This window comes from Streptomyces sp. SID5469 (genome assembly GCF_009862865.1).
In the GTDB taxonomy this organism is placed as follows: domain Bacteria; phylum Actinomycetota; class Actinomycetes; order Streptomycetales; family Streptomycetaceae; genus Streptomyces; species Streptomyces avermitilis.
The window spans coordinates 7202153-7216415 of the sequence record NZ_WWIN01000001.1; the positions used below are offsets into that span (position 1 = coordinate 7202153).

7 protein-coding genes are annotated in these 14263 nt (G+C 72.0%); 3 read left to right on the plus strand and 4 right to left on the minus strand.

Translation table 11 applies throughout. The features are described 5' to 3' along the window. Positions 1 to 139 precede the first annotated feature (139 nt). The 3 genes from pulA (at position 140) to GTY58_RS31175 (ending at position 7617) form a co-directional block, all read left to right on the plus strand. Entirely contained in the window at positions 140 to 5554 is a 5415-nt protein-coding gene (pulA, locus tag GTY58_RS31165) for a pullulanase-type alpha-1,6-glucosidase (RefSeq protein ID WP_037645826.1), read from the plus strand. A 70-nt stretch (positions 5555 to 5624) separates the two neighbouring features. Then, positions 5625 to 7229, plus strand: a complete 1605-nt coding sequence (locus GTY58_RS31170; protein WP_010987385.1) for a fused response regulator/phosphatase — start codon at positions 5625 to 5627, stop codon at positions 7227 to 7229. A 31-nt stretch (positions 7230 to 7260) separates the two neighbouring features. After that, positions 7261 to 7617: a 5-carboxymethyl-2-hydroxymuconate Delta-isomerase gene (locus GTY58_RS31175; RefSeq protein ID WP_010987386.1), complete on the plus strand. Its 357-nt coding sequence runs from the start codon at positions 7261 to 7263 to the stop codon at positions 7615 to 7617. 3 nt (positions 7618 to 7620) lie between these two features. On the opposite strand, the gene GTY58_RS31180 is transcribed toward GTY58_RS31175, so the two are convergent. From GTY58_RS31180 to GTY58_RS31195, 4 genes are all read right to left on the minus strand, one after another. Further along, complete coding sequence (locus tag GTY58_RS31180; RefSeq protein ID WP_010987387.1) at positions 7621 to 8322, minus strand: TetR/AcrR family transcriptional regulator; 702 nt, start codon at positions 8320 to 8322, stop codon at positions 7621 to 7623. A 78-nt stretch (positions 8323 to 8400) separates the two neighbouring features. Beyond that, positions 8401 to 10317 carry a hypothetical protein gene (locus tag GTY58_RS31185; RefSeq protein WP_010987388.1) on the minus strand — a complete coding sequence of 639 codons (1917 nt, stop codon included), beginning with the start codon at positions 10315 to 10317 and terminating at the stop codon, positions 8401 to 8403. A 157-nt stretch (positions 10318 to 10474) separates the two neighbouring features. Then, positions 10475 to 10978, minus strand: a complete 504-nt coding sequence (locus tag GTY58_RS31190; protein ID WP_242432302.1) for a tetratricopeptide repeat protein — start codon at positions 10976 to 10978, stop codon at positions 10475 to 10477. A gap of 65 nt (positions 10979 to 11043) precedes the next feature. After that, positions 11044 to 14160 (minus strand): alpha-N-acetylglucosaminidase, encoded by a 3117-nt coding sequence (locus GTY58_RS31195; RefSeq protein ID WP_010987390.1) that lies wholly within the window; start codon positions 14158 to 14160, stop codon positions 11044 to 11046. Positions 14161 to 14263 lie beyond the last annotated feature (103 nt).

The following is a 14263-nucleotide window of genomic DNA, read 5'->3' on the forward strand; positions in this document are numbered from 1 at the left end:
CTTGCCGTCTGTTGCAAGACTCTTGCTGTAAACCTTGCGTAAGCGATACGGTCACGCGGGCGCCCGGCACCGTAGCCGGGACGCAGCGTGGAGTCGGACCCAAGTACGCCGTATTCGCTAGGAGTTCACGCCTGTGGACCTGATACCGAGAGGGTCGGCGCCCCGCACGCGCCGCACCCACCGCCACAGCCGGACCGCGGCCGCCGTTGCCGCCGCCGCACTGGCCGTATCGCTTGCGCAACCCCTCGAGGCGCGGGCCGCGACACCGCCCGCGCCCCCCTCCGACGCGAAGCTCGCCGCGGAGCCCGCTCGCCACGACGCCACCCGCGAGCAGTTCTACTTCGTGATGCCGGACCGCTTCGCCAACGGCGACACGTCCAACGACAAGGGCGGCCTGACGGGCTCACGCCTGTCCACCGGCTACGACCCCACCGACAAGGGCTTCTACCAGGGCGGCGACCTCAAGGGCCTGACCCGAAAGCTCGACTACATCAAGGGCCTCGGCACCACCTCCATCTGGCTGGCGCCGATCTTCAAGAACCAGCCCGTGCAGGGCACCGGCAAGGACGCCTCGGCCGGCTACCACGGCTACTGGATCACCGACTTCACCAAGGTCGACCCGCACTTCGGTACCAACAAGGACCTCGAAACCCTCATCTCCAAGGCGCACGCCAAGGGCATGAAGGTCTTCTTCGACGTCATCACCAACCACACCGCGGACGTCGTCGACTACGAGGAGAAGTCCTACGGCTATCTCTCCAAGGGCGCCTTCCCGTACCTGACCAAGGACGGCAGGCCCTTCGACGACGCGGGCTACACGGACGGCCCCAGGAAGTTCCCGGCGGTCGACGGCGACTCCTTCCCGCGGACCCCGGCCGTGGCGGCGCGGAAGAAGAACGCCAAGGTCCCGTCCTGGCTCAACGACCCGACGATGTACCACAACCGCGGAGACTCCACCTTCGCCGGTGAGAGCTCCACCCACGGCGACTTCTCCGGCCTGGACGACCTGTGGACCGAACGTCCCGAGGTCGTCCGGGGCATGGAGAAGATCTACGAGAAGTGGGTCAGGGACTTCGGCATCGACGGCTTCCGGATCGACACCGTGAAGCACGTGAACACGGAGTTCTGGACGCAGTGGGCGACTGCCCTCGACGCCTACGCGAAGAAGCGGGGCAAGGACGACTTCTTCATGTTCGGCGAGGTCTACTCCGCCGACACGTCGGTCACGTCGCCGTACGTCACCCAGGGCCGCCTCGACTCCACGCTGGACTTCCCCTTCCAGGACGCGGCACGGTCGTACGCCTCGCAGGGCGGCAGCGCCAAGAAGCTCGCCTCGGTCTTCGGCGACGACTACAAGTACACGACCGACAAGGCCAACGCGTACGAGCAGGTCACCTTCCTCGGCAACCACGACATGGGCCGCATCGGGTACTTCCTGAACCAGGACAACCCGAAGGCGACCGACGCCGAACTGCTCAGGAAGGACCGGCTGGCCAACGAGCTGATGTTCCTCAGCCGGGGCAACCCGGTCGTCTACTACGGCGACGAGCAGGGCTTCACCGGCTCCGGCGGCGACAAGGACGCCCGCCAGACCATGTTCGCCTCCAAGGTCGCCGACTATCTCGACGACGACGAGATCGGCACCGACCGCGGCCACGCGAGCGACGCGTACGACACGAGCGCACCGCTCTACAAGGAGATCGCCGCTCTCTCCAAGCTCCGCAAGGACAACCCGGCTCTCGCCGACGGCATCCAGACCGAGCGGTACGCGGCCGACGGCGCGGGCGTCTACGCCTTCTCCCGGACGGACGCCAGGACCGGCACGGAGTACGTCGTCGCCGTCAACAACGCCGACAAGGCGAGCGCGGCGACCTTCGCCACCGGGTCCGCGGACACGGCGTTCAAGGGAATCCACGGCACCGACGACGTGCTGAAGAGCGACGCCGACAAGAAGATCACGGTCACCGTGCCCGCGGGCGCGGCCGTCGTCCTCAAGGCGGCGGGCAGGCCGGGCACCCCCGCCGCGAAGCCCTCGCTGACCCTGAAGGCGCCCGACGCCGGTGCCACCGGCACCGTCGAGCTGAGCGCGGATGTGGACGGGGGCCGGCTCAACCGCGTCGTCTTCGCCGCCCAGGTCGGCAACGCCAAGTGGCGGACCCTCGGTTCCGCCGACCACGCCCCGTACAGGGTCACGCAGACCATCGGCAAAGACGTACCGGCCGGTACCGCCCTGCGCTACAAGGCGGTCGTCATCGATGCGGCCGGGCGGACCGCGAGCGCCACGGCCGCGTCCACCACCGGCACCCCGCCCGCCGCGGAGACTCCCACGGCCTCCTCGCGGGACTACGCGATCGTCCACTACAAGCGCCCCGACGGCGACTACACCGACTGGCGGCTCTACGCCTGGGGCGATCTGGCCGACGGCGAGTCGACGACCTGGCCCGCCGGGCACGACTTCGTCGGCCGGGACGCGTACGGCGCCTTCGCCTACGTCAAGCTGAAGCCGGGCGCCTCCACCGTGAACTTCCTCGTCATCGACAAGGACGGCGACAAGGACGTCTCCGCCGACCGCACGATCGACGTCACCAAGGCCGGCGAGGTCTGGGTCGAGCAGGGCAAGGAGACCGTACGGACCGAACGGCCGGACTACCCCGCGCAGGACAAGACCAAGGCCGTCATCCACTACCACCGCGCCGACGGCGACCTCACCGGCTGGGGACTGCACGTCTGGACGGGCGCCGCGACGCCCACGGACTGGTCCAAGCCCCTGGAGCCGGTGAGGACCGACGCCTATGGCGCGGTCTTCGAGGTGCCGCTCACCGACGGCGCCACCAGCCTCAGCTACATCATCCACAAGGGCGACGAGAAGGACCTCTCCGCCGACCGGTCGCTCGACCTCACGGCCGACGGCCATGAGGTGTGGCTGTTGAACGGCCAGGAGAACCACCTGCTGCCGCAGCCCGCGGGCAGCGCGGCCGCCCTCGACCTGACCACCTCCAAGGCGGTCTGGATCGACCGGAACACGGTCGCCTGGAACGGCTCCGACGCGGCCGCCTCCACCCAGCTGCTGTCCTCGCGCGACGGCTCGATCGCCGTCAAGGACGGCTCGCTGACCAGCGACGACGAGCGGTGGCTGCGGCTTTCGAAGACCAGCCTCACCGACGCCCAGAAGGCCGCGTTCCCGCACCTGAAGTCGTACACCGCCTGGTCCGTCGACCCACGCGACCGCGACCGGGTGCGCGAGGCTCTCGCCGGCCAGGTCGTCGCCTCGCAACGAGCCGCGAACGGAGCGGTGCTGGCCGCGACGGGCGTCCAGCTCGCCGGCGTGCTCGACGATCTGTACGACGCGACGAAGGCGGACCTCGGGCCCACGTTCCGGGGCGGGCACCCCACACTCGCGGTGTGGGCGCCCACCGCGCAGTCCGTGTCGCTGGAGCTCGACGGCGCCCACGTCAGGATGAAGCGGAACAACGCCACCGGCGTCTGGTCCGTCACCGGCCCCGCGTCCTGGAAGGGCAAGCCGTACCGGTACGTCGTGAAGGTGTGGGCGCCCACCGTCCGGAAGGTCGTCACCAACAAGGTCACCGACCCGTACTCGGTCGCCCTCACCACCGACTCCGAGCGCAGCCTCGTCGTCGACCTGGACGACAGGTCCCTCGCCCCGAGCGGCTGGTCGTCGCTGAAGAAGCCCAAGGCCGTGCCGCTGCGGGACGCGGAGATCCAGGAGCTGCACATCCGGGACTTCTCGGTGGCGGACAGGACCGTCCCGGCGAAGGACCGGGGCACCTACCTCGCCTTCACCGACAAGAACAGCGACGGCTCCCGGCACCTGCGGCAGCTGGCCGAGTCGGGCACGTCGTACGTGCATCTGCTGCCCGCCTTCGACATCGCCACGATCGCGGAGAAGAAGTCCGGGCAGCAGGCCACCGACTGCGACCTCGCCTCGTACGCGGCGGACTCCGAGAAGCAGCAGGAATGCCTCACCGCGGTCGCCGCGAAGGACGCGTACAACTGGGGCTACGACCCCTACCACTACACGGTCCCCGAGGGCTCGTACGCCACCGACGCGAACGGCACCCGGCGCACGGTCGAGTTCCGCAGGATGGTCAAGTCGCTGAACCAGGACGGCCTGCGGGTCGTCATGGACGTCGTCTACAACCACACCGCGGCCGCCGGCCAGGCCGGCACCTCCGTGCTCGACCGGATCGTGCCCGGCTACTACCAGCGGCTGCTCGCCGACGGGTCCGTGGCGACGAGCACCTGTTGCGCGAACACCGCCACCGAGAACGCGATGATGGGCAAGCTGGTCGTGGACTCCCTCGTCACCTGGGCCAAGGAGTACAAGGTCGACGGCTTCCGCTTCGACCTCATGGGGCACCAGCCCAAGGCCAACATCCTGGCGGTCCGCAAGGCCCTCGACGCGCTCACCGTCGCGAAGGACGGCGTCGACGGGAAGAAGATCATCCTGTACGGGGAGGGCTGGAACTTCGGCGAGGTCGCCGACGACGCCCGCTTCGTGCAGGCCACCCAGAAGAACATGGCCGGCACGGGCATCGCGACCTTCTCCGACCGGGCCCGCGACGCCGTACGCGGAGGCGGCCCCTTCGACGCCGACCCCGGTGTCCAGGGCTTCGGGTCGGGGCTCTACACCGACCCCAACTCCTCGGACGCGAACGGCACACCGGCCGAGCAGAAGGCCCGCCTGCTGCACTACCAGGACCTCATCAAGGTGGGGCTGAGCGGCAACCTGGCGAAGTACCGCTTCACCGACTCCAGCGGCAAGGAGGTCACGGGCTCCGAGGTCGACTACAACGGCACGGGGGCCGGCTACGCGGACGCGCCCGGCGACGCCCTCGCCTACGCCGACGCGCACGACAACGAGTCCCTGTACGACGCGCTCACCTACAAGCTGCCGAAGGGGACCCCGGCGGGCGACCGGGCCCGGATGCAGGTCCTGGCCATGGCGACGGCCGCCCTCGCGCAGGGACCGTCCCTCTCCCAGGCGGGCTCCGACCTGCTGCGCTCCAAGTCCCTCGACCGCAACTCCTACGACAGCGGCGACTGGTTCAACGCCATCCACTGGAACTGCCAGGACGGCAACGGCTTCGGACGCGGACTGCCGATGGCGGCCGACAACAAGTCCAAGTGGCCCTACGCCACACCGCTGTTGACCTCCGTGAAGGTGGGCTGCGACCAGATCGAGGGCACCTCGGCCGGCTACCAGGACCTGCTGAGGATCCGTACGACCGAGCCGGACTTCTCGCTCTCCACGGCCGGCCAGGTCCAGTCGAAGCTCACCTTCCCGCTCTCCGGCAAGGACGAGACGCCCGGAGTGATCACCATGAAGCTCGGCGACCTCGTCGTCGTCTTCAACGCGACGCCCGACCAGCAGGAGCAGACGGTCGCCGCGCTCGCCGGGAAGGACTACGCGCTGCACCCGGTGCAGGCGGCGGGCGCCGACCCTATCGTCAAGTCCGCTTCCTATACGGCGAAATCGGGCATGTTCGCCGTTCCGGGGCGTACCGTAGCGATCTTCTCGCAGGTCGCACGCTAGGGCACTAACGTGGTGGGACGGGCCGGGAAGCCCCGGTCCGTCCCACCCCCATGTCCCGAGGGCTGCGCAGATGGATGCCAACGGCCGGCAGACGGACTCCACCGTGATGGTGGTCGACGACGTGCCCACCAGCCGCTACGCGATGGGCGCCGTACTGCGCCGGGCCGGACACAGCGTCGTCCCGGTCGCCAGCGCCGGCGAGGCGCTCGTCGAACTCGACGTACTGCTGCGCGCGGGCTCCCTGCCCGATGTGGCCCTCGTCGACGTCGGCCTGCCCGACATGAGCGGCTTCGAACTGTGCCGCCGGCTCAAGTCGCAGCCGCCCACGGCCGCCCTGCCCGTCGTGCACTTCTCCGCCGCGGCGCTCGCCCCCGGCGACCGCTGCCAGGGCCTGGACGCGGGCGGCGACGCGTATCTGTCGGTGCCCGCCGAACCCGAGGAGATCCAGGCGGTCGTACGGGCCGCGGTGCGCGGCGCCCGGCTGCGCACCGGCGCCGAGGCGCTGGCACGGCGGCTGACGCTGCTGTCCGAGACGATCGTCGCCGTACAGGCGGCCCGCTGCCCCACTGAACTCGCCCACGCCGCCGCCCAGGGCACCGCGCGGCTCACCGGCGACTTCGCGGCCGTCTTCGTCCTCGGCGAGGACGGCGAGCTGTACCCCGGCCTGTCCCGGCGCCGGGCCCGCACGTCACTGCCGGGCCCCGGGGCGCACGAGGCCGTCGCCCGGCTGATCCGCGGCACCACGGCCGGGCACGCGGGAGTGCGCAGCATCGTGGTGCCCGCCCCGCTGTGGCCCGCGGGCTTTCTGCGGCCCGGCGTCTCCGAGGACGCGCGCGTGGTGCTGGCACAGACCCAGGAGGGCAAGCCGGCCGTCTGCCTCGCCACCCCCGCGCACGCCCGGGCGCAGGAGACCGGCGCGCTCGTCGCCCGCCTCGCCCAGGCCACCGCACTCGCCGCGGAACCGCTCCTCATGTACCAGGTGGAGCGCCATGTCGCGCTCACCCTGCAACACAGCTTCCTGCCGCAGAAGCCCGCCGACCTGCCGGGGATGGAGGTGGCGGTCCGCTATGTGCCGGCCTCCCGGCAGACCGAGATCGGCGGCGACTTCTACGCCACGCTGCGCACCTCGCGGGGTGTGCTCACCGGGGTCGGCGACGTCGTCGGGCACTCGCTGGACGCGGCCACCGTCATGGTGGAGATCCGGCACGCGCTGCGCGCCTACTGCGTCGAGGACCCCGACCCGGCCGTACTCGTCACACGGCTCGACCGGATGCTCCAGCACTACCACCCCGAGGCGACCGCCACGGTCTGTCTCGCCCTGGTCGACCCGGACAGCGGACACGTCAGCATCGCCAACGCGGGGCACATCCCGCCGCTGATCGTCCACGACGACGGCACCGCCCGCTACCCCGGCGCGGCGGGACCGCTGCTCGGCCTCGGGCTGGAGCGCCCGCCGGCCACGGAGGAGTTCCTGACGCCGAGGCACCGGCTCCTCATGGTCACCGACGGGCTGATCGAGACCCGGGGCACCGACCTCTCGGTCTCCATGGAACAGCTGCGCATGGCGGCGGCCGACGGCCCGAGCGGTGTGGGCGCACTGTGCGACGCCCTGCTGGACTGCTTCGGCCGGGACCGGGAGGACGACATCGCGCTGCTGGCCCTGCGGTTAGGGTGAGAACGCCCCCGCCCTGGAACAGGAGTGCCCCATGCCGCAGATCACCGTCGACTACTCCGCCGAGCTCGCCCCCGGCTTCGACCGGCCCGGTTTCGCCCGCGCCCTGCACGAGGAGGTCGTCAGGACGGCGGCCGCGAAGCCCGAGGCGTGCAAGACGCAGTTCCGCAGGGGCGAGGACACCACGGTCGGCGCCGACGGCGAGGGGCATGCGATCGTGCACGTCACGCTCGGACTGCTGGCCGGGCGGAGCGACGAGACGAAGGCCAGGCTGACCGAGGCGGCGCTGGAACTGCTGCGCCAGTACGTGAAGCCCGACGGCGGACTCGCCCTGCACGCCTCCGCCGAGGTCCGCGACCTCGACCCGTCGTACCGGAAGTTCGACGCGTAGTTCCTACGCCGTCGGGGGAGACGTCAGCGCGATCAGGCGGACGACGAGGTCGCTGAAGGGGCCGTCGGGTGCCTCGTCCCTGAGCACGTCGCGCAGCAGCGCGGCCAGCTCGTCGTCGTACGCGGCGCTGATCGCCGCCAGCGCCGCGAAGTCGTGCACGAGCTGGACCTCCAGCTCGCCGCGCGCGATCCGCCGCCCGTCCAGCCAGATCAGCGCCGTCGACTCGACGAGCGAGATCCACGAGCGGATCACCAGCTCCAGGCGGACGGGCGGCTCCGTGACCTTCAGATGCGACAGTATTTGGACATAGGCGGCCTGGCGCACCCCGTCGACCAGAGCGTTGGTCGTCGACGAGCCGACCGCCGGACCGCCGCGCATCAGCGCCGAGAAACCGGGCCCGTGCTCCTCGACGAAGTCGAAGAACCGGCGCATCACCCGCAGCAGCCGGGCCCCCAGCGGTCCCTCCCGCGGCTCCACGAAACGCCCGGCGAGGTCGTCGGACGCACGCTGCAACGCGGCTTCGTACAGGCTGAGTTTGCCGGGAAAGTAGTGGTAGACGAGCGGCCGCGAGATGCCCGCGGCGGAGGCTATCTCGTCGATGGAGACCTCGTCGGGCGAGCGTCGGCTGAACAGGTCGAGGGCGACGCCGATCAACTGCTGCCGCCGCTCCTCGACGCCCATCCTGCGGCGTACCCCGGTTGTCATACGAACACCTTACCGATCGAATCCAGCCTCGAACGGACCGGATCGACCGAGGTCGTTCACATATGCGGCACGAGACGTTCACCGAAGGCCGGAGATCGGCCTGCCGTCCGCCAGGACCCCCTTGAGCCCGGCCCGGGCTCCCCGCTCGGTCCGCACGGTGAGCAGGTTGCCCTCAGCGGCCCCGTCGATGCCGCCCGTCGCCCGGATCGAGGCCGTGTCCGAACTGCCCGCGGCCAGCAAGTACCACGCCCCCGTCCCCGACTTCCACAACACCCCCGCCAGCACATGCGGATCCCGCGCACCGCACGCCGGCGAGTCCTCGGCCTTCGCCGCGACCGCCCCGTACGCCCCGCCCGGCGTGTGGAACTGCGCCAGCACCCGCGTACCGCCGCCCCGCCAGGTGTCGGCCCGCGTGCACACCCACCCCGCCGACCCGCTCCCGTCCGGCAACGCCTGCTGCGCGAACTGCCAGGCGTTCACGGACCGCACGCCCTGCGAGCGCACCGAGGCGAGCGAGCAGGCGAACGGGGCCCAGGAGTGCAGCGCCGCCGTGCGCGACGCCTCCCGGGGTGCCGAGGGCCGCCCCGTGGTGAGGTGGGCCGGGATCAGCTCGCCGAGGTCGGTCAGCAGCCGCGTACCCGAACCGTCCGTCAGCTGAAGCGCGTTCCACGAGGTGCACGCGCCGGTCCGCTGGGCGGAGCCGGCCAGTGGCGCGGCGACACCGTCGGTCAGGTTCAGGTCCATCGCGCCGGACGCCGGCTTCATCAGGTCCCGCTCGGCCGCCCCGGTCACCCAGGGAGCCGTCAGATAGCGGACGTTGCCGTCGGCCCGGCCGAGCACCAGCGCCTCGGCCTCGGCCCCGCTCGCCCCGTCGACCCGCGCGAAGTCGAGCGCGGCGGCGCCCGTGCCGTCCTTCGGCTCGGCGTAGCGGGCGATGCGCAGTCCGTCGTACAGCAGCACCACGTGCGCGGAGTCGACGTCGCCCGCGTACAGCAGCTGGGGCGGGCCGGCCGGGGCACCCGACGGGGTGCCGGGCGTCGCCGACACCCGCACGGCCTCGCCCGGCCGCGCCCACACCGCGAGCGCGCGCCGCAGCAGCGCGGTGTCGCCGGTGCGGTCGCCGCGCGCGGGCCACACGGAGAAGTCGGTACGCGCGGACGTCTTCCACGCGGTGGCCGCCGTCTTCGTCAGCCGGGCCGGATCCAGGGCGGCCCGCGCCGCCGGGTTCTCCGCGTACGACGGCGCGGCGGCACCGTCCGGAGCCCAGCCGCCGCCGGGCAGCCCCAGCAGGGCGCCGCACACGGCGACGGCCGCCGCGGCGGCGAGCGCGGCCTTCATGTGCTGCCTGCGCCGCATCAGATCGGTGGGCCGCGCGTGCAGCGAGCAGGGGTCGAACTCGGGGGAGTCGAGCAGCGCGTCGGGGGCGGGCACCTTCGCCGCCTCGGCGATCGCCGCCGCCGGGTCCGCGACGCCCGCCGCGTCGAGCACCCGGCGCACGCTGTCCTCGGAAAGTTTCTCCAGGCCACGCAGCACATGGGCGGCGCGGGCCGGCCCCGACAGGGCGGACAGGCGCTGGTCCAGGGCGAGTTCGTCGGCACCCCCCGAGCGCGGGAAGAGCCGCAGGCCCCACACCTGGGGCAGCAGCGGCGGCAGCTGGGAGCGCTTCGGCCACGCCATGCGCCCGAGCGGCAGGCCCGCCTCCAGCGCCGTACGCACGACGTGCAGGCGTACGAGGGCGTACCCCGGGTCGCCGTCGCGGCCCTTGGCCTGCGCGGGGATCACGGCCGCGGACGTACGGCCGCGGGGCAGGGCCCGCTGGGTGAGGGCGTGCGCGGTCAGTACCCGCCGGTTGCGGCCCAGGCTCGGCGGCAGCACCAGATAGGCGAGGCGGACGAGTCGCGGGTAGTGCTCGACGAGCGCGGCCTCGGCCTGCTCGACGTCGACGACCGGTCCGGAGGCGGGGGTGGGGCGCGGGGCGACATCCTGTGACTGCACGTTCAGCAGAACGAGCGAATCGTTGGATGGTCACCTGGCCCCCCGCCACCTGCCGGGACGCCGCCGGGCCGCGAGATGCGGTGGCGGTGGGACGCCGCCGGGGCCGCGAGATGCGGTGCCGGTGGGCGCCCTCATGGGTCCCGGGGCGGGCGGCGGCTCAGTCCTCCGGCTCCACGAGCAGCCGCGCGTAGTTCGCCATCGACCGCTGGTAGCGCGGCAGATGGGGCGCGAGGGCACCCAGTACGAGGGACAGGCCCTCGCGTTCGCGGCCGAGGTCGGCCAGGCACAGGGCCAGACAGGCGCGTACGGCGTCGTCCAACTCGTCGGACGGGCCCTCCAGTTCGGGAGTGAGGAGCTTGACGCCCTCCTCCGCCTGCCCGATGTTGCGCAGCGAACTGGAGAGCTGGATCTTCGCCCGCCGCCCCCGGTAGCCGCTCAGGCCGCGCGCCAGCGCCTCCCGGTACAGCGGCACCGCCTTGTCCGAGTGGCCCGTCGAGTCCCAGGCGCAGGCCTGCTCGAAGGGGCCGAAGGGGCTGTCGGCCGGCAGTTCGGCGACGAGGGCGTCGACCACCGCGCGGAAGTCCGCCGCGTCCTTTTCGGCGTAGTCGTCGAAGGTGGCCCATGCGGCCGCGACCCGCTCGTCCCAGTTCTCAGTCGTCACGGGCCCCACCTTCGCACAGGTGTACCCGTGACGACATCGCGTTTACGTGCTCTGGGAACCGGCGCCTACCCGAGCTTCCAGCCGCTGAACTCCACGGTCCCGCGCGCCCCGCTCCCGCCGTTCGTCGCGCTCATGAACAGCCCGACGTCCTGGGTGTCCGCCGCCCCCGGCACGCGCACCGTCGCCACCGTCCGCCAGGTCGCCCCGTCGTCCGTCGAACAGGCGCCGGTGTACGAGCCCTCGGCCCGCGTCAGCCGCAGCAGCACCGGCGCCTTGATCCCGGTGATCCGCTTGTACGTGTCGAGCGTGCCGTCGCCGTTGGTGTCGTACGAGAGCACGACTCCGTTGGCCGGAGTGACCGCGAGGTCGAGGAAGCCCGCCGAACCGGGCGTGGCGAGGCTGTCCCGGACCACGATCCCCGCCCGCGCCCAGGCACCCGTGACGGCCTGCGCGTCCACCTTCACCGTGACCGAGCCCCCGTCCCGCAGGGCCTTCGCCCGGTACGCCGTGCCGAACTCCGCCGTCCCTTTCCACAGGTCCGCGCCCGCCCCGTCGATCGCGAACCGGTCGCCGAGCTGTCCGATGACGGCCGCGTTGTTCGTGTACGTCTTCCAGCCCGCGGCGAGCGGCCCCGCCTCGAAGAGGGTGCCGTCGAACGCGCCGCTGACCCGGTCCTCGCCCGTGGGGCCGTACGTCACCGTGATCGTGTACGGCAGCGGACGCAGCGGCCGGTCCAGGGGGGTGCCGGGTGCGCTCGCCCGCCAGCGGACGGTGCCGGACCCGGCGGCCGGCACTCCGGCCAGGGACGTCGGCCCCTGCGGCTCGGCGTCGATGCCGGTGAGCGCGAAGTCGACGCGGCCGGTGGACCGCAGCCCGTTGACGTTGGTGAAGACGGCCGTCACGCGCGCGTGCCCGCCGGGCGGGAAGGCGGCGGGTTCGGCGGTGACCTTCAGGGAGCCCTGGTAGGGCGCCCGCGCCAGGACGTCACGCACCCGCGCGGCCGTCCGGTACGGATCGCCCACCGGCCGCAGCGGATAGTCCTTGCGCTCCCGCGTCCACGGCTCCTCCACCGCGAACCAGTCCACGGCCGCGGGCGGCGTCCCCGTGGCGAGCGCGTCCGCCAGCGCGTCCAGCCACTTCTTCCAGCGCGGGAGATAGAAGTCGGCCATCAGACCGTTCCACTCCCGGCCCGCGTACTCGTGCAGATCACCCGCGTCGGAGGTGGCGCGCCCGCCCCACACCGTGAGGAGCACCTTGGCGGTCCGCTCGAACTCGGCGCGTTCGCCGGCGTCGGTGGCGAGCAGCCGCGCGTCGTTGATCCAGGGCCCGAGCAGGAACGCCGGGTGGGTGCCCGTGACCTCGTCCGACAGGCCCATGAGCCGCAGCCACAGCGTGGCCAGCGAGGTGAAGGCGGCCGCGTCCTTCCTGGCGTACGCGGCCCGCAACAGCGGCAGATACTGGCGGCTGCGGTGCGCGAGCGCCTGCCGGGCGACGTCCACCAGGTCGTAGGTGTACGCGGCGCTGCCCCGCAGCCCGCCCGCCACCCCGAGCAGTCCGCTGAGCGCCGCGTCGAAGCGGCCGGGATCGTAGGTGAGGGCGCGCGGCGCGTACTCGGCGGCGCGGTTCGCGGCCAGGTCCGGGCGGGCGCAGAACAGCGAGTCGTGCGCGTCGCTGCGCTCGACGGCGTGCTGCTGGTAGGCGGTGTCGTGCAGGGCCCGCCAGGCCTTCTGGGCCGAGGCGTCGCGTCCGCCGTACCGGAAGTCGGCGTACGACGAGAACCAGGCCGCGCGGTCGATCTTCCCGGCGCTCCACGCCAGTTCGGAGAACAGCTCGAAGGCCGCCGGGTCGCGGTCGGCCGCCTCCGGAAGGTACGCGGTCCCGGCGAGCGCGCTGCCCGCCTTGTCCCGCCAGGCGAAGAACTTCTCGTTCCAGAGGTGCGCGCGGGCGCCGATCGTCGTACGGCCGCCGAAGTTGGGGATCGTGCCGAACGCGTACGGGGTGCCGCCCCAGTCCTTCTCCCGGTCGGTGACGCTCGTGTAGCGGTCGGAGACGCCGTCGACGATCAGCATCTTCTTCTTGTCGATGGCGTCGAGGAGGGCGGGCAGCGGATTGGCCTCCCAGCCCAGGATCACCCAGGTCGCCCCGGGGTGGGCGGCCTGGAGGGCTTTCTCCACGCCGCGGGCCGCGCCCGGCACGGGCACGTCGCCGGCCGTGCCGCCCTCGTGCAGCAGGTCCATCTTGAAGTGGGCGGCCTTCCCGAAGACGTCCTTCTGGTGGCGGTAGAAGGACTTGGCGACCGCGGCGAAGGAGGCGGTGCGCGGGTCCAGCCAGTCCGGACGTTCGAAGCCGTGCCAGATGCCCTGCGGGACGACATGGGCGTCACCGCCGTTGCGCTCCACGAAGCCCTTGGGGACGTGCCCGTAGTAGCCGGGCAGGACGGGCGCCATGCCGAGCGCGCGCAGCCGGTCGCAGATGCGGCGGCCCAGCCCGGCGCGTTCGGCGATCAGTTCGGGGGAGAGCGGGCCGCCGTACCCGGAGAGGTTCTGCAACAGCCACCACGGCTGGTGCGAGGGCGCGGGCAGCCAGGCGCGGGCCTCGGTGTCGGAGTAGCCGAAGTCCTTCAGGACCCGGTGGTAGACGGCCTCCGTGCCCGCGATCACCATCACCTCGTTGCAGCCGTGCAGCGCGAGGAGGTCGATCTGGTGCTCCCAGTACGACCAGTCCGCGTACGGGGCCGTGTAGCCGTCGTTGGTGTCGTTGAGCGCGAAGCGGTGGGACAGGGCGGTGGACCGTTCGAGGGGGCGCGCGGGCGCGGGCAGTCTCCGGGGCAGGTCCAGCTGGCCGCCGTTCCACGCGAGGTGCGCCCCGCACACGTACTTCAGGTACCAGTGGACCCCGGTGAGCAGCACGGCCGGTGTCGTACCCGACACCTGGATGCGCCCTGTGCCGCCGGTGACCCGGAAACGGTCGCGCCCGCGGGTCCGGCCGACCAGACTGAGCCGGAACTGTCCGGCATGCCCGGGCAGCAGCCGATTGAGCGCGGAGCGTGCGGGAGCCGTATCCAAGGCGGGGCCCTCGCCGGGGCTCTCAGTGGCGTGGGCCGGAATCGCCGTTCCCAGGGTGGTTCCGAGGCCGATTGCACCGGCTGTGCCCAGCACCGTACGTCGCGACGGACCGTTCATCTGTGTGCCCCCTGTGTCGACAGGTGCGGCACGCTAACGGGACGGACGTCCGTGCTCAACGGTGCGCACGGAGCTGGCGAGATCATGTCGCCTGAAGGGACCG

Coding starts and splice junctions, on each gene's coding strand:
- GTY58_RS31175 (WP_010987386.1), top strand. CDS start 7,261: ATGCCGCAGATCACCGTCGACTACTCCGCCGAGCTCGCCCCCGGCTTC.
- GTY58_RS31180 (WP_010987387.1), bottom strand. CDS start 8,322: ATGACAACCGGGGTACGCCGCAGGATGGGCGTCGAGGAGCGGCGGCAG.
- GTY58_RS31195 (WP_010987390.1), bottom strand. CDS start 14,160: ATGAACGGTCCGTCGCGACGTACGGTGCTGGGCACAGCCGGTGCAATC.
- GTY58_RS31170 (WP_010987385.1), top strand. CDS start 5,625: ATGGATGCCAACGGCCGGCAGACGGACTCCACCGTGATGGTGGTCGAC.